The following is a 15,851-nucleotide window of genomic DNA, read 5'->3' as shown; positions in this document are numbered from 1 at the left end:
TTCTCACTTGGATCAATAGCCCCATCCAATATTCTAGGTGGCGTCTAGCCAGCCAAAATGCCGCCTCTCACTATCAAGAGGATGATTGCATGTCATATTCAAACATCTCATCTATTCCCCCTGGCTCCCGTAATATCTGTGATACAAGCAGGCCACCGGCAGGGCCCTCCTCCAAACTGTCTTGGGGTCGTTGGTTCGACATACCATCTACCAGTCCAGATTTCATGGAGGATAGAGAGCAACCTAGGTCCAACCAAGAAACCACCCCGCATAGCCCATTGCTACCCCTCTGCCTTACACTACGCCCCTCCTCCCCCCGGAAGACTTCACCCATATGGAAATGCAATGGTGGATCTGGCTGGTATTCGGTTTCGGCCTTGTAGTGCTCGAACTGGTCCTGCCAACCTTCTTCATCCTCTGGTTCGGCATCGGCGCCGTGCTGGTTTCGTTCATCGCCTTTCTGGCGCCGAGCCTGCAGCTCGACATGCAAATGCTGCTGTGGGTGGTGTTCTCATCCATCACCACGCTGTTGTGGTTCAAGGTGTTTCGCAAGAAGCAGCCAGACACCCGCTGGACCGCCGACAGCGTGATCGGCGAGGTCGGCCTGCTCACCGCCACGGTCTCTGAATTCCAGAAAGGCCGCGTACGCTTCCAGAAACCCATCCTGGGCAACGAGGAGTGGATCTGCGTTGCCGATGCCGAGATTCCCTCGGGCGAACGCGTGCGCATCACCGCCATCGAAGGCAATACCGCCCGGGTTACCCGGGCCTGATCAGCAAAAAAGGAAGCTTTGACTCATGACCAGCCTTATCGTCGTCGGCACGATCGCCGCATTCGCCCTCCTCACCCTGTTCAAGGGCGTGCGCATCGTGCCCCAGGGCGAGGAGTGGATCGTCGAGCGCCTGGGCCGCTACCACAGCACCCTCAAGCCGGGCCTGAACCTGCTGATCCCGTACATGGACGTGGTTGCCTACCGCCTGCCGACCAAGGACATCATCCTCGACGTGCAGCAGCAGGAAATCATCACCCGCGACAATGCAGTGATCGTCGCCAACGCCCTGTGCTTCGCCAAGGTCGTCGACCCGCAGAAGGCCGCCTACGGTGTGCAGGACTTCTCCTTCGCAGTGACCAGCCTGACCATGACCTCGCTGCGCGCCATCGTCGGCGCCATGGACCTGGACGAAGCGCTGTCGAGCCGCGAACAGATCAAGGCGCGCCTGCGCGAAGCCATGTCCGAGCAGACCGAAGACTGGGGCGTGACCGTGCGCTCGGTAGAGATCCAGGACATCAAGCCGTCGCAGAACATGCAGGCCGCCATGGAGCGCCAGGCTGCCGCCGAACGCGAGCGTAAAGCCGACGTGACCCGTGCCGAAGGCGCCAAGCAGGCGGCCATCCTCGAAGCCGAAGCGCGCCAGCAGGCAGCCAAGCTCGACGCCGAGGCGCAGATCAACCTCGCCGAAGCCTCGGCGCGTTCGATCACCCTGGTCAAGGACGCGGTCGGTACCGAGATCACCCCGGCCATGTACCTGCTTGGCGAGCGCTATATCGGCGCCATGGAGAGCCTTGCCAGCAGCGACAACGCCAAGGTCGTGGTGCTGCCCGCCGACCTCCAGGAAACCGTGCGCGGGCTGATGGGCCGCAACAAGCAGGCCTGATGCGAACCGGGAGTGCGGCACTTCACCGCACCCCCGGTAATTTTTCCTATACTGGGCGCTACAATAGCCACCTCTGATTCCTGACCGGATCTTTCCATGTCCCCATATCGGCCCGCCATCGCCTGGATCGCCTGCTTCGCAGTGCTGTTCAATCTGCTGGCCATGCCGTTGGCGTCCGCAGCTCCCAAGGGGCCGGCCGAACAACTGCTGTGGGGCGCCTTCTGTTCGAGTGTCGGCGGCAAGGCCAAGGCTGAAATCATCGCCCTGGGCAAGATCGACCTCGGCCAGCAAGGCGATGATCACTCCAACATGCAGCACTGCTGGTGCTGCTCTGGTGCTGCGCCATTGCTGGCGCTTCCCGGGCATACCCCGCAGCTGAGCAAACCGCTGGCCCTGTCGATCGGGCTCGAACCGCTGCTGACGGCCTATCAACCCACGCCACGCCAACAGTGGCCGGCCCTCAACCCCCGCGCCTCCCCTCTGGTCTGAGTTCACTACGCTAACTGCTGCGAACCTGACTCGACTGGAGAATCACCATGTTCAAGAACGCCCTGCTGCTGGCCGCGCTGATGCTGCCGGCGACCTTTGCCACTGCCCATGAATACACCGTCGGCGAGCTGCACATCGCGCACCCGTGGTCGCAGGAACTGCCACCGAACGCGCCCAACGTCGCGGCCTATTTCGTCGTGCATAACAACGGCAAGACTGCCGACACCCTGCTCAGCGTCGACAGCCCGATCAGCGACGACGCCCAGTTGCACGAGCATGTGCACAAAGATGGCCTGATGAAAATGCAGCAGGTCCAAAGTGTCGAAGTACCAGCGGACGGTGAGCTGAAGTTCGCCCCCGGCGCCTACCATGTGATGCTGATGCAGCCCAAGGACCGCAGCCTGCTGGCTGACGGCAAGCGCTTCCCGCTGACCCTGCACTTCAAGAACGCCGGTGACATCACCGTCGAGGTCGCGGTGCAAAAAAATGCACCCGAGGAAGCCGCCCACAGCCACTGAGTGCTGAAGAAAGCTGCCCGGCGTGACTAGCGCCCGCAGCAGGTTCACCCGCCCCGCGCGTCCTGAGTCCAGGACGGTTCGCGGCAGCTGGCTGAGCCTGTTCGCCATGTTGATGATCTTTATCGGCCCACTGGTTTCCCAGTCGATGCCGATGGATCACCGTGCCATGCCAGCCGGCATGAGCATGGCCATGGACAGCGCCGCCGATTGCCATGCCGACAGCCATCACGGCAGCAGCCCGTCGCTAAAGGTAATCTGGGAGAAGTGCGGCTATTGCAGCCTGTTCTTCCATTGCCCGGCATTGCCCCAGGCGCTGAGCCTGCTCAACACTGAAGCCGTCCCCGCCAACAGCCAACTGCTCGTTCACCCGCGCCAGGGGCATGCCCGGCAGACGGTATTCCCCGGCGCCCGCAGCCGCGCGCCACCCGCCTTCATCGTCGTCTGAACCCACTACCCGCGCCCGAAGTCCGGTATCTGCCGTCGACTGCGCGCACCCTTACGACTGATCGATGTTGGAATCATTATGTCCGGCTGCACCGCTGTTTTTCGTCTGTCCCTGCAAGGGACCATCGCCGTGATTTGCGGCACCCTGCTCAGCCCCCTGGTCCTGGCCGCCAGCCAGGGCCATGACGAGCACCTGCATGAGCATAACGAGCTGAGCCCGACGGTGATCACCGCCGTCGCCCCCAGCTCGCCGCTGACCATCGTCACCAACCCCAAGGACCCACGCCAGCCGGTACCGGCCAGTGATGGCGCCGATTACCTGAAGACCATCCCCGGCTTCTCGGCGATTCGCGCCGGCGGCACCAATGGCGACCCGGTACTGCGCGGCATGTTCGGCTCACGCCTGAACATCCTCACCAACGGCGGCGTGATGCTCGGCGCCTGCCCCAACCGCATGGACGCCCCCACCTCGTACATCTCGCCGGAAACCTATGACCGCCTGACCGTGATCAAGGGTCCGCAAAGCGTGATCTGGGGCCCGGGCGCCTCGGCCGGGACCATCCTCTTCGATCGCGAGCCGGAGAAATTCGGCGAGCTTGGCAGCCGGGTCAATGCCAGCCTGCTGGGCGGCTCCAACGGCCGCTTCGACAAGGTGCTGGATGCCGCAGCGGGCAACCGCTACGGCTATGCGCGTTTCGTCGGCAACCAGTCGCGCTCCGACGACTATGAAGACGGCAATGGCGACACCGTGCCGTCGCGCTGGGACAAGTGGAACGGCGACGTGGCCCTGGGCTGGACCCCGGACGCCGATACCCTGGTGGAACTGACCGCCGGCAAGGGCGACGGCGAGGCCCGCTATGCCGGCCGTGGCATGGACGGTTCGCAGTTCAAGCGCGAAAGCCTTGGCCTGCGCTTCGAGAAGTCCAACATCGGCGAGGTCTTCGACAAGCTCGAAGCCCAGGTCTACTACAACTACGCCGACCACGTGATGGACAACTACAGCCTGCGCACGCCCTCGGGCATGGGCATGATGGGCATGCCCATGGTCAGCAACGTCGACCGTCGCACCCTCGGCGGGCGGATCAAGGGCACCTGGCGCTGGGATGACCTGCAACTGATCAGCGGCATCGACGCGCAAACCAACGAGCACCGCCAGCGCGGCGGCATGGGCGTCGATGCACACAAGCACATGGCCTGGACCAAGGACGCCGACTTCCACAACTACGGGGTGTTCGGCGAACTGACCTGGTACGCCGCCGAACAGGACCGGCTGATCACCGGTGCCCGCCTGGACCGCGCCTCGGCCAAGGACTATCGGGCCACCAGCGCCACCCGCGGCGACACCCGCGCCGATACCTTGCCCAGCGGTTTTATCCGCTACGAGCATGACCTGGTGGATATCCCCGCCACCACCTACGTCGGCCTCGGCCACGCCCAGCGCTTCCCCGACTACTGGGAGCTGTTCTCGCCCAAATCCGGCCCGGCCGGCTCAGTCAACGCCTTCGACAGCATCAAGCCGGAGAAAACCACCCAGCTCGACTTCGGCATCCAGTACCAGACCGATACCGTCGACGCCTGGGCGTCGGGCTATGTCGGGCAGATCCGCGACTACATCCTCTTCGACTACCGGCCGGGGATGATGGGCATGCCCAGCTCGCAAGCGCAGAACATCGACGCGCGGATCATGGGCGGCGAACTGGGCGCGGCGTACAAGTTGACCAGCAACTGGAAAGCTGACGCCACCCTGGCCTACGCTTGGGGCAAGAACAGCAGCGACGGCAAGGCACTGCCGCAGATGCCACCGCTGGAAAGCCGCCTGGGTCTGACCTACAGCCGTGACGTGTGGAGCGCCGGCGCCTTGTGGCGCCTGGTGGCGGCGCAGAACCGCATCGCCGAGAACTCCGGCAACGTAGTGGGCAAGGACTACGAAAAAAGCGGTGGTTTCGGCGTGTTCTCGCTCAACGGCGCCTACAAGGTCAGCAACAACCTCAAGCTCAGTGCCGGGGTCGACAACCTGTTCGACAAGGCTTACGCCGAACACCTGAACCTGGCGGGCAACGCCGGCTTCGGCTACCCGGCCACCGACCCGCAGCCGATCAACGAACCAGGGCGTACGTTCTGGACCAAGGTCGACCTGAGTTTCTGATCCAACCCGGGTGCGATCACTGATCGCGCCCTACCCAGGCAACACGGGAGCGCTCCATGGGCAAACCGCAAGTATCCTTCTACAACCTGGCCTGGCGCTGGCACTTTTACGCAGGGTTGTTCGTCGCGCCGTTCATGATCCTGCTGGCGATCACCGGGATCATCTACCTGTTCAAGCCGCAGCTCGACCCGCTGCTGTACCGCGACTTGATGGTGGTCGAGGCCGGGCATCACCGGCAAAACGCCGACAGCCTGCTGCAACAGGTGCAACAGGCCTACCCCAAAGGTCAGGTCAGCCAGTACCTGCCGGCGTTGGCCAATGACCGCAGTGCGCAGTTCGTGGTGCACAACGATGGCCGTGAATTGAACGTGTTCGTCGACCCCTACAGCGGCAAGCTGCTCGGCGCGCAGGACGCGCAGAACAACCTGCAGGCCGTCGCCCGCGCCCTGCATGGCGAACTGATGATCGGCACCACCGGCGATCGCCTGGTGGAGCTGGCTGCCGGCTGGGGCGTGGTGCTGGTGGTCTCCGGCCTGTACCTCTGGTGGCCGCGTGGCAAACGTACGGGCGGCGTGCTGTGGCCGCGCCGGAACGCGCGCGGGCGCCTGCTGTGGCGCGACCTGCATGCGGTCACCGGCTTCTGGGGCTCGGCCCTGCTGCTGTTGATGCTGCTCAGCGGCATGACCTGGACCGGCTTCTGGGGCAAGCAATACGCTGACCTGTGGAACCGCTTTCCGGCGGCGATGTGGAACGACGTACCGCAATCCGACCAGCAAGCCCGGGCGCTGAACAACGCCAGCCGCCAGACCGTGCCCTGGGCCATGGAAAACACACCGATGCCGCAATCCGGGGCCCACGCCGAGCATGCCGGCCACAGCATGGGCTCCGGCGCAGCGCCAGCACCGCAGGTCAGCCTGCAACAGATCGAAGAGTTGGCCAACACCCGCCGCGTCGAACCTGGCTACAGCATCACCCTGCCGACCAGCGCCGAAGGCGTGTACACCATCGCCGTGTTCGCCGATGACCCGCGCAACGACGCCACCCTGCATGTCGACCAGTACACCGGCAAGGTCCTGGTGGATGTGCGCTGGCAGGATTACAACAATGTCGCCCGCGCCACCGAGCTCGGGGTGATGCTGCACGAGGGCAAGATGTTCGGTCCGCTGAACCAGATTGTTGTCCTGCTGATCTGCCTGATGATTCTGCTCGGCTCGGTCAGCGGCCTGGTGATGTGGTGGAAGCGCCGTCCCGAAGGCGGCCTCGGCGTGCCGCCACTGCGTCATGACCTGCCGCGCTGGAAGACCGCGACAGTAATCATGCTGATCCTGGGTGCGGCATTCCCGCTGGTGGGTGGCTCGATGCTGCTGGTGTGGTTGGTTGATCGTTATGCACAACCGCTGGCCCGGACAAATCCGCTAACATGAGCGCCCGTTTTCGATACGGGCCTGTTTTCGGCGTCATCGCCCGCAGGCCCGCAGGACCTTGATGAGCACCCTGAGTATCAGCGACCTGCACTGGTCGCCCCTGGGCCACGGCCACTGCCACCACCAGTTCCAGCTGCGCGACGTTGAGCTGCAGGTCGGTGCCGGCGAATTCGTCGGTCTGATCGGCCCCAACGGCAGCGGCAAAACCAGCCTGCTGCGCTGCGCCTACCGCTTCAACAAACCGGAGCGCGGCCGGGTGCGCCTGGGCGAGCATGACCTGTGGCAGCAGTCGTCGCGCTGGTGCGCCCAGCGCATCGCCGTAGTGCTGCAGGAGTTTCCCGATGCCTTCGGCCTGAATGTCGAGGAAGTGGTCGCCATGGGCCGCATCCCGCACAAAAGCCTGTTCGACGGCGACAGCCACGAGGATCGCCAGTTGGTGCAACAGGCCTTGCAGGCAGTCGGCCTGCAGGGCTTTGACGACCACACTTTCGCCAGCCTGTCCGGCGGCGAGAAGCAGCGGGTGATCCTCGCCCGCGCCCTGGTCCAGCAACCCCAGGTGCTGATCCTCGATGAGCCGACCAACCACCTCGACCCGCGCTATCAGCTGGAACTGCTGCAGCAGGTGCGCCGCCTGGGCATCGGTACCCTGGCGAGCATCCATGACCTGAACCTGGCCGCGGCCTTCTGTGATCGCCTGTACGTGCTCGACCACGGGCGCATCGTCGCCAGCGGCACGCCTGATCAGGTGCTGACCGCTGAATTGCTGCACGAGGTTTTCGGCGTACAAGCGCTGATCGACCGCCACCCTCTGGCTGACCACCCTCGCCTTACCTGGATAACCCAGCGATGATTCGATCCATCCTGTTGCTCGGCCTGGCCTTGCTGCTGGCCAGCCCCGGCGCTTTCGCCGAGGCCACCCAATACCCGTTGACGGTGCAGAGCTGCAACCGCCAGGTGACCTTCACCAAGGCCCCGGAGCATGCCCTGAGCCACGACATCAACATGACCCAGATGATGCTCGCCCTCGGCCTGCGCTCGCGCATGGTCGGCTACAGCGGCGTCAGCGGCTGGAAGGCGGTGACCCCGCAGTTGCGCAAGCAACTCGCCGGCCTGCCGGAACTGGCGGCCAAGTACCCGTCGGTGGAAACCCTGCTCAACGCCAATGTCGACTTCCTCTTCGCCGGCTGGGATTACGGCATGCGCGTCGGCGGCGACCTGACGCCACAGAGCCTGGCGCCGCTGGGCATCCCGGTGTACGAGTTGACCGAATCCTGCGCCTTTGTCATGAAGCGCCCGGCAGCCAGCCTGGACGACACCTATACCGACCTGCGCAACCTCGGCAGGATCTTCGACGTGCAGGACCGCGCCGAACAGTTGGTCGGCCAGATGCAGGAGCGCGTCGCCGTGGTGCAACAGCACTTGCCGGCACAACGTCCACGTGTGTTCCTCTACGACAGCGGCGAAGACCGGGCCATGACCTCCGGGCGCCTGGGCATGCCCGAAGCGCTGATCGCCGCTGCGGGCGGGCGCAATGTACTTGACGACATCGAGGCCAGCTGGACCCGGGTCAACTGGGAGAGCGTGGTCGAGCGCAACCCCGAGGTGATCGTCATCGTCGACTATGGCGAAGTCAGCGCCGCGCAGAAGCAGGCGTTCCTCGAACAACACCCGGCACTGCAATCGGTGGCTGCGATCCGCAACAAGCGCTTCGTGGTCATCCCTTACGTAGCAGCCACGCCAAGCCTTGAGAACGTCGAAGCCATCGAGACCATCGCCGCGAGCCTGCACGGCGCATGAGGTCCGCAAGCTCCCGTCATCGGCTGTTGCTGCTTGGGCTGTTCGGCCTGCTGCTGGTGTCCTGCGTGGTCTCCCTGGGCTTCGGTTCGGCGCCGGTGCCGGTCGAGGTGGTCTGGCGCGTGTTGCTGTTCAAGGTGTTCGGCATTACGCCCGACACCCCTGCATGGAGCACCGGCCAGGAGCATATCGTCTGGCTGATTCGGGTGCCGCGCATGCTCCTGGCGGCACTGGTCGGCGGCGGTCTGGCAATGATCGGCGCGGTACTGCAGGCAGTGACACGCAACCCACTGGCCGACCCGCACCTGCTCGGCGTCACCTCCGGGGCGACCCTGGGGGCAGTGCTGGTGGTGCTGCATATCGGCGAGTTGCTCGGGGTGCTGACCTTGCCCCTGGCAGCCTTTATCGGCGCGCTGTGCAGCATGCTGCTGGTGCTGGCCATCGCCAGCCGCCACGGCCGCCTGGACAGCGACCGCCTGCTGCTGTGCGGCGTGGCGGTGGCCTTTGTGATGATGGCGGCGGCCAACCTGCTGCTGTTTCTCGGTGATCACCGGGCAAGCTCGGCGGTGATGTTCTGGATGCTCGGCGGCCTGGGCCTGGCGCGCTGGGAGCTGCTGCCGATCCCGGCCATCAGCGTGTTGCTGGGCCTGGCCTTGCTGCTGGGCATGGCCCGCTCGCTGAACGCGTTGATGGCCGGCGAGCAGACCGCCGTGACCCTTGGCCTGAATGCACGCAAGGTGCGCCTGCTGGCGTTTCTGATCTGTTCGTTGCTGACCGGCGTGCTGGTGGCGATCAGCGGCTCGATCGGCTTTGTCGGCCTGATGGTGCCGCACATCGCCCGGCGCCTGGTCGGTGCCGAGCACAGCCGCCTGCTTCCGGTGTGCCTGCTGCTGGGCAGCCTGTTCCTGATCTGGGTCGACGTTGCCGCGCGCACGCTGATTTCGCCCGAGGACCTGCCCATCGGCATCGCCACCGCGGCCATTGGCGGCTTGTTCTTTATCGGCCTGATGCGCCGACGTTGATCACGGTCAACACCGCCCGCGCCTTGAGACGTATTGTCGCGCTAGCGCCAGGAAGGCGCGTGTTAGCCTAGCGGCGCACAACAAGACCGACCTCAACGGAATGCCTGCCTATGACCGCGAACCTGCCCCCGCAACACCCCGCACCCACTGACCATGACCACCTGCAACGCAGCCTGTCCAACCGCCACATCCAGCTGATCGCCATCGGTGGCGCCATCGGCACCGGGCTGTTCATGGGTTCGGGCAAGACCATCAGCCTGGCCGGCCCGTCGATCATCTTTGTCTACATGATCATCGGTTTCATGCTGTTCTTCGTCATGCGTGCCATGGGCGAACTGCTGCTGTCGAACCTCAACTACAAGTCGTTCATCGATTTCTCCGCCGACCTGCTCGGCCCCTGGGCCGGCTACTTCACCGGCTGGACCTACTGGTTCTGCTGGATCATCACCGGCATCGCCGACGTCATCGCGATCTCGGCCTATTCGCAGTTCTGGTTCCCCGACCTGCCGCAGTGGGCGCCGGCGATTGCCTGTGTCGGCCTGCTGCTGTCGCTGAACCTGATCACGGTGAAGATGTTCGGCGAGATCGAGTTCTGGTTCGCCATGATCAAGATCATCGCCATCGTCGCCCTGGTCGGCACCGGCCTGTACATGGTCATGGCCGGCTTCCAGTCGCCCGCCGGGCGCACCGCCGACCTTGCCAACCTGTGGAACGACCAGGGCATGTTCCCCCATGGCCTGATGGGCTTTTTTGCCGGCTTCCAGATTGCCGTGTTCGCCTTCGTCGGCATCGAACTGGTGGGCACCACCGCTGCCGAAGCGAAGAACCCGGAGCGCAACCTGCCGCGGGCAATCAACTCGATCCCGATCCGCATCATCGTCTTCTACGTGCTGGCGCTGATCACCATCATGGCGGTGACACCGTGGCGTGACGTGGTGCCGGGCAAGAGCCCGTTCGTGGAACTGTTCGTGCTTGCCGGCCTGCCGGCGGCGGCCAGCATCATCAACTTCGTGGTGCTGACCTCGGCGGCCTCGTCGGCCAACAGCGGCGTATTCTCCACCAGCCGCATGCTCTTCGGCCTGGCCCAGCAGGGTGATGCGCCCAAGCGTTTCGAGCAGTTGTCCAAGCGCAGCGTGCCGGCCAGCGGCCTGCTGTTCTCGTGCACCTGCCTGCTGGCCGGGGCGCTGCTGATGTACGTGATTCCGGATCTGGTCGAAGCCTTCACCCTGGTGACCACGGTGTCGGCGATCCTGTTCATGTTCGTCTGGTCGCTGATCTTGCTGTCGTACCTGAACTACCGCAAACAGCGCGCCGCGCTGCACCAGGCCTCGAAGTACAAGATGCCCGGCGGGCGTTTGATGTGTTGGGTGTGCCTGGCGTTCTTCGCCTTCATCCTGGTGCTGCTGAGCCTTGAGCACGATACCCGCCAGGCGCTGATTGTCACGCCTTTGTGGTTCGTGCTGCTGACCGTCACTTACCAGTTCGTGCGGCGCAATCGTCAAGCCCAGCTTGAAAGCGTCAGCTCCCGCCAGGGCTGATCAACCCTCGCTGGCCTTGAGCAGTTCGGCCAGCACCGCGTCGGCCTCCTCGCGCTGGGCCGGCGTCGGTGCCTTGGCGAACTGGCTGCGGCCGTTGAGGGTCAGGTAGGCGTTATCGCCGTCGCCCCAGATGTACGAATAGACCAGCATGAAGCTGTCGGAGTCGGCGGCGCAGTACGGCGCGACGCTGCGCAGTGGCGCCAGTAGCGAGATCATCTCGCCGTAGTTCTCGCTGAACTGCAACAGGGCGAAGCGCCAGGCGCCCGCCTTCTCGTCGTACTCGGAGTACGTGCCCCAGCCACTGACACCGACCAGCTCGCTCAGGTTTCGCGCTACCAGCGGCCGCAGGTCTTCACTCCTGACCTTGCCCGGGCCATACATCCCCTGGCTGTCGAACCATTGCTGCCAATCGTCGAAGGCTGGCGCACCACCCGGCGGCGCGGCCTTGACCTCGGCGTACTGGGCAGCGGTCATGGTGCAACGAAAATACAGCGAGGACGGCTCGCTGGCCTGCACCTGCCCCATTGCGGCCCACACGCCGGCCATCATCATCCCTGCACACGCGAGCTTGCTCACTGTCGTCGTCCCTGAACTGCTTTCGAAGGCGGCGATGATACCTGCACGAACCAAAGCTGTGCAGACCCGTTTGCCGCGCACCGGCCACAGCGCCATCACGGTGCAAGCCTGCTTGCCAGCAGCCGCGATTCATCGTGCAAACCGCGCCCCAGAGCGCCTCGCACCACTCGGCACAGCCCTTGCTAACGCTCTTGGCGAAGTCGCCATCTGCCCAACAGAACATCCGATTCCATGGAGAGAGCACTATGAAGCGTCGCAGTCTGATCAAGGCCTTTACCCTCAGCGCGTCCATCGCGGCGATGGGCCTGAGCTGGAGCATCCAGGCCGCCGAGACCATCAAGGTCGGTATCCTGCATTCGCTGTCGGGGACCATGGCGATTTCCGAGACCTCGCTCAAGGACATGGCCCTGATGACCATCGAACAGATCAATGCCAAGGGCGGGGTCAACGGCAAGCTGCTGGAGCCGGTGGTGGTCGACCCCGCATCGAACTGGCCGCTGTTCGCCGAGAAGGGCCGCCAGCTGCTGACCCAGGACAAGGTCGCGGTGGTGTTCGGCTGCTGGACCTCGGTGTCGCGCAAGTCGGTACTGCCGGTGTTCGAAGAGCTCAACGGCCTGCTGTTCTACCCGGTGCAGTATGAGGGCGAAGAGATGTCGCCGAACGTCTTCTACACCGGTGCCGCGCCCAACCAGCAGGCGATCCCGGCAGTGGAATACCTGATGAGCGAAGACGGCGGCGCCGCCAAGCGCTACTTCCTGCTGGGTACCGACTACGTCTACCCGCGCACCACCAACAAGATCCTGCGCGCCTTCCTGCACAGCAAGGGCGTGGCCGACAAGGACATCGAAGAGGTCTACACGCCGTTTGGCCACAGCGATTACCAGACCATCGTCGCCAACATCAAGAAGTTCTCCGCCGGCGGCAAGACCGCGGTCATCTCCACGGTCAACGGCGACTCCAACGTGCCGTTCTACAAGGAGCTGGCCAACCAGGGCCTGAAAGCCACCGACGTGCCGGTGGTGGCCTTCTCGGTAGGCGAGGAGGAACTGCGCGGCATCGACACCAAGCCGCTGGTGGGGCACCTGGCGGCGTGGAACTACTTCGAATCGGTGGATAACCCGGTCAACAGCCAGTTCGTCGCCGACTGGAAGGCCTACGCCAAGGCCAAGAACCTGCCGGGCGCCGACAAGGCGGTGACCAACGACCCGATGGAAGCCACCTACGTCGGCATCCACATGTGGGCCCAGGCGGTGGAGAAGGCCAAGTCCACCGATGTCGACAAAGTCCGCGAGGCCCTGGCCGGGCAGACCTTCAAGGCGCCGTCCGGCTACACCCTGACCATGGACAAGACCAATCACCACTTGCACAAGCCGGTGATGATCGGCGAGATCCAGGATGACGGGCAGTTCAATGTGGTCTGGGAAACCGAACAACCGCTGCGCGCACAGCCGTGGAGCCCGTTCATTCCGGGCAACGACAAGCGGCCGGATTATGCGGTGAAAGGCAACTGAGTTGTCGGGGCCGCTTTGCGGCCCTTCGCTGGCAAGCCAGCTCCCACAAGGACCGCGCATACCCACAGACACTGCAATGCCTGTGGGAGCTGGCTTGCCAGCGATGAGGCCCTGAGACATTCCACAACCGCGACGGATCCCGCTATGCCCAAGGCCCTCCAGCGCCTCTTCCTCGGCTTGCTCCTGCTCTTGCCGCTAGCCGCCCAGGCAGCCGACGCCGACTACTTCATCGCCGCCAAGGCCAATGAGCAGGCGCGCCTGCTCCAGGACTGGGCGGCGCAACCGGACCCGGCCCGCCTTGAACTGCTGAGTTCCCTGCAACAAGGCCGCATTGCCCCCGACGACACCCGCAAGCTGCGCCTGAACAACCGCCTGCGCGGACTTGTGGATAACGCCCTGGCCAGCCATCAGTTGCTCAGTGCCGATGCCGAGGTGCGCCTGGCTGCTGCCCAGCAACTGCAAAAAAGCGCCCAGCCGGCACAGGTCGCCTTCCTCGACCGGCGCTTCGCCAGCGAAGCCGACGCCGCCGTGCATGCCGCCCTCGGCCTGGCACTGGCCAACCTGCAACTGGTCGACAGCGATCCGGCCGTACGCCTGGCTGCGGTGCGCCTGCTCGGCGAAACCGGCGACCCCATGGCCCGCACGCGTCTGCAAGCCCTGCTCGAACCCGGTGTCGAAAGCAACGCCGGCGTGCGCACCGCCGCCGAAACCAGCCTGGCCCAGGTCAAACGCAAGCTGCTGTTCGGCGAGCTGCTCGGCCAGGCCTTTAGCGGCCTGTCGCTGGGTTCGATCCTGTTGCTTGCCGCCCTGGGCCTGGCCATCACTTTCGGCCTGCTCGGAGTGATCAACATGGCCCACGGCGAGATGCTCATGCTCGGCGCCTACGCCACTTACGTGGTGCAGATCCTGGTGCAACGCTACGCGCCCGGGGCCATCGAGTTCTACCCGCTGATCGCCCTGCCGGTGGCCTTCGCCGTCAGCGCCGGGGTCGGCATGCTCCTGGAGCGCACAGTGATCCGCCACCTGTACGGCCGCCCGCTGGAAACCCTGCTGGCCACCTGGGGTATCAGCCTGATCCTGATCCAGGCCATCCGCCTGCTGTTCGGCGCACAGAACGTCGAAGTGGCCAACCCGGCCTGGCTCTCCGGTGGCCTCCAGGTGCTGCCCAACCTGGTGCTGCCCTACAGCCGCCTGGTGATCATCGCCTTCGCCCTGTTCGTGGTGCTGCTGACCTGGTTGCTGCTCAACCGCACGCGCCTGGGCCTGAACGTGCGTGCAGTCACCCAGAACCGCAACATGGCCGCCTGCTGCGGCGTGCCTACCGGGCGGGTGGACATACTTGCCTTTGGCCTCGGCTCCGGTATCGCCGGGCTCGGTGGCGTGGCCCTGAGCCAGATCGGCAACGTCGGCCCGGACCTGGGCCAGAGCTACATCATCGACTCGTTCCTGGTGGTGGTGCTTGGCGGCGTCGGCCAGCTGGCCGGCAGCCTCTGGGCGGCCTTTGGCCTCGGCATCGCCAACAAGCTGCTGGAGCCGCAGATCGGTGCGGTGCTCGGCAAGATCCTCATCCTTGCGCTGATCATTCTGTTCATCCAGAAACGCCCGCAAGGCCTCTTCGCGCTCAAGGGACGGGTAATCGACTGATGAACCAGCCTCTGCTTGTTACCGCCAGCCAGAAGGCCGGCCCGCGCTGGACCCTGGCTATCGGCGCCGTGGTGCTGCTGGTGCTGCTGGCCCTGCCATTGCTGTCGCTGCTGCCGGCCGGGCACAGCCTGCAGGTCTCGGCCTACACCCTGACCCTGGTCGGCAAGATCCTCTGCTACGCCATCGTCGCCCTGGCCCTGGACCTGGTCTGGGGCTATGCCGGGCTGCTGTCGCTGGGTCACGGCCTGTTCTTCGCCCTCGGCGGCTATGCCATGGGCATGTACCTGATGCGCGAAGCGTCTGGTGATGGCCTGCCAGCATTCATGACCTTCCTGTCGTGGAGCGAGCTGCCCTGGTACTGGGCCGGCACCCAGCACTTTGCCTGGGCCCTGTGCCTGGTGGTGCTGGCGCCGGGGCTGCTGGCGCTGGTGTTCGGCTTCTTTGCCTTCCGCTCGCGGATCAAGGGCGTGTACTTCTCGATCATGACCCAGGCCCTGACTTTCGCCGGCATGCTGCTGTTCTTTCGCAACGAGACCGGCTTTGGCGGCAACAACGGTTTCACCTATTTTCGCAGCATCCTCGGCTTTGAAATCACCGCGCAAAGCACCCGTGCGGTGCTGTTCCTGCTCACCGTCGCCTTGCTGGTGGCCAGCCTGTACCTGGGCTGGCGCCTGGCCCGGAGCAAGTTCGGCCGGGTACTGACTGCCCTGCGCGATGCCGAGAACCGTCTGATGTTCTGCGGCTACGACCCGCGCGGTTTCAAGTTGTTCGTCTGGGTCTTGAGCGCGGTGCTGTGCGGTCTGGCCGGGGCCTTGTACGTGCCGCAGGTGGGCATCATCAACCCCAGCGAAATGTCGCCGACCAACTCCATCGAAGCCGCAGTGTGGGTCGCTCTCGGCGGGCGCGGCACGCTGATCGGGCCGCTGCTGGGCGCCGGCCTGGTCAACGGCATGAAGAGCTGGTTCACCGTGGCCTTTCCCGAATACTGGCTGTTCTGCCTCGGTGCGCTGTTCATCCTGGTGACCCTGTACCTGCCACGGGGCGTGGTCGGTCTGCTGAAGAAAAGGGGCGAACAATGAGAGTCATCCCG

The 15,851-nt window shown here is 64.6% G+C and carries 15 protein-coding genes; 14 read left to right on the top strand and 1 reads right to left on the bottom strand.

The window, feature by feature from the left end; all coding sequences use genetic code 11:
* Nucleotides 1-334: 334 nt before the first annotated feature.
* From LOY45_RS02745 to cycA, 11 genes are all read left to right on the top strand, one after another.
* The gene (locus LOY45_RS02745) at nt 335-772 is read left to right on the top strand and encodes an NfeD family protein (protein ID WP_010221667.1); all 438 of its coding nucleotides are present in this window, start codon (nt 335-337) and stop codon (nt 770-772) included.
* A gap of 25 nt (nt 773-797) precedes the next feature.
* A complete protein-coding gene (locus tag LOY45_RS02740; RefSeq protein ID WP_254284004.1) occupies nt 798-1,655 on the top strand; it encodes an SPFH domain-containing protein in 858 nt (285 codons plus the stop codon).
* A 96-nt stretch (nt 1,656-1,751) separates the two neighbouring features.
* On the top strand, nt 1,752-2,144 hold the full coding sequence (locus tag LOY45_RS02735; protein ID WP_115088999.1) for a DUF2946 domain-containing protein: 393 nt from the start codon (nt 1,752-1,754) through the stop codon (nt 2,142-2,144).
* Nucleotides 2,145-2,191: 47 nt separating this feature from the next.
* A complete protein-coding gene (locus LOY45_RS02730; RefSeq protein ID WP_115089001.1) occupies nt 2,192-2,662 on the top strand; it encodes a copper chaperone PCu(A)C in 471 nt (156 codons plus the stop codon).
* Between the two features lie 22 nt (nt 2,663-2,684).
* Nucleotides 2,685-3,107, top strand: coding sequence for a DUF2946 domain-containing protein (locus LOY45_RS02725; protein WP_115089002.1), 423 nt, complete (start codon nt 2,685-2,687; stop codon nt 3,105-3,107).
* Between the two features lie 78 nt (nt 3,108-3,185).
* Nucleotides 3,186-5,252 (top strand): TonB-dependent copper receptor, encoded by a 2,067-nt coding sequence (locus LOY45_RS02720; protein WP_115089004.1) that lies wholly within the window; start codon nt 3,186-3,188, stop codon nt 5,250-5,252.
* Nucleotides 5,253-5,308: 56 nt separating this feature from the next.
* The gene (locus LOY45_RS02715; RefSeq protein WP_115089006.1) at nt 5,309-6,676 is read left to right on the top strand and encodes a PepSY-associated TM helix domain-containing protein; all 1,368 of its coding nucleotides are present in this window, start codon (nt 5,309-5,311) and stop codon (nt 6,674-6,676) included.
* Nucleotides 6,677-6,737: 61 nt separating this feature from the next.
* Nucleotides 6,738-7,526: an ABC transporter ATP-binding protein gene (locus LOY45_RS02710; RefSeq protein ID WP_115089007.1), complete on the top strand. Its 789-nt coding sequence runs from the start codon at nt 6,738-6,740 to the stop codon at nt 7,524-7,526.
* Nucleotides 7,523-8,473 carry an ABC transporter substrate-binding protein gene (locus LOY45_RS02705; RefSeq protein ID WP_115089010.1) on the top strand — a complete coding sequence of 317 codons (951 nt, stop codon included), beginning with the start codon at nt 7,523-7,525 and terminating at the stop codon, nt 8,471-8,473. The genes LOY45_RS02710 and LOY45_RS02705 overlap by 4 nt, the downstream gene beginning before the upstream one ends.
* The gene (locus LOY45_RS02700) at nt 8,470-9,492 is read left to right on the top strand and encodes a FecCD family ABC transporter permease (RefSeq protein ID WP_115089013.1); all 1,023 of its coding nucleotides are present in this window, start codon (nt 8,470-8,472) and stop codon (nt 9,490-9,492) included. The genes LOY45_RS02705 and LOY45_RS02700 overlap by 4 nt, the downstream gene beginning before the upstream one ends.
* Nucleotides 9,493-9,602: 110 nt before the next feature.
* Nucleotides 9,603-11,030 (top strand): D-serine/D-alanine/glycine transporter, encoded by a 1,428-nt coding sequence (gene cycA, locus LOY45_RS02695; protein ID WP_134064477.1) that lies wholly within the window; start codon nt 9,603-9,605, stop codon nt 11,028-11,030.
* On the opposite strand, the gene LOY45_RS02690 is transcribed toward cycA, so the two are convergent.
* Nucleotides 11,031-11,606: a hypothetical protein gene (locus tag LOY45_RS02690; protein ID WP_233673523.1), complete on the bottom strand. Its 576-nt coding sequence runs from the start codon at nt 11,604-11,606 to the stop codon at nt 11,031-11,033.
* Between the two features lie 245 nt (nt 11,607-11,851).
* Between LOY45_RS02690 and urtA the strand changes: the two genes are divergently transcribed.
* From urtA to urtC, 3 genes are all read left to right on the top strand, one after another.
* On the top strand, nt 11,852-13,117 hold the full coding sequence (urtA, locus tag LOY45_RS02685) for an urea ABC transporter substrate-binding protein (RefSeq protein ID WP_258578710.1): 1,266 nt from the start codon (nt 11,852-11,854) through the stop codon (nt 13,115-13,117).
* Nucleotides 13,118-13,261: 144 nt separating this feature from the next.
* On the top strand, nt 13,262-14,761 hold the full coding sequence (urtB, locus tag LOY45_RS02680) for an urea ABC transporter permease subunit UrtB (protein WP_258578709.1): 1,500 nt from the start codon (nt 13,262-13,264) through the stop codon (nt 14,759-14,761).
* A complete protein-coding gene (gene urtC, locus LOY45_RS02675) occupies nt 14,761-15,840 on the top strand; it encodes an urea ABC transporter permease subunit UrtC (RefSeq protein ID WP_258578708.1) in 1,080 nt (359 codons plus the stop codon). The genes urtB and urtC overlap by 1 nt, the downstream gene beginning before the upstream one ends.
* The last annotated feature ends 11 nt before the right edge of the window (nt 15,841-15,851 follow it).

It is taken from the genome of Pseudomonas wadenswilerensis (genome assembly GCF_024749185.1).
Lineage (GTDB): Bacteria > Pseudomonadota > Gammaproteobacteria > Pseudomonadales > Pseudomonadaceae > Aquipseudomonas > Aquipseudomonas wadenswilerensis.
The sequence above is the reverse complement of the archived record's forward strand: the minus strand, read 5'-3'. Positions and strand labels throughout refer to the sequence as shown.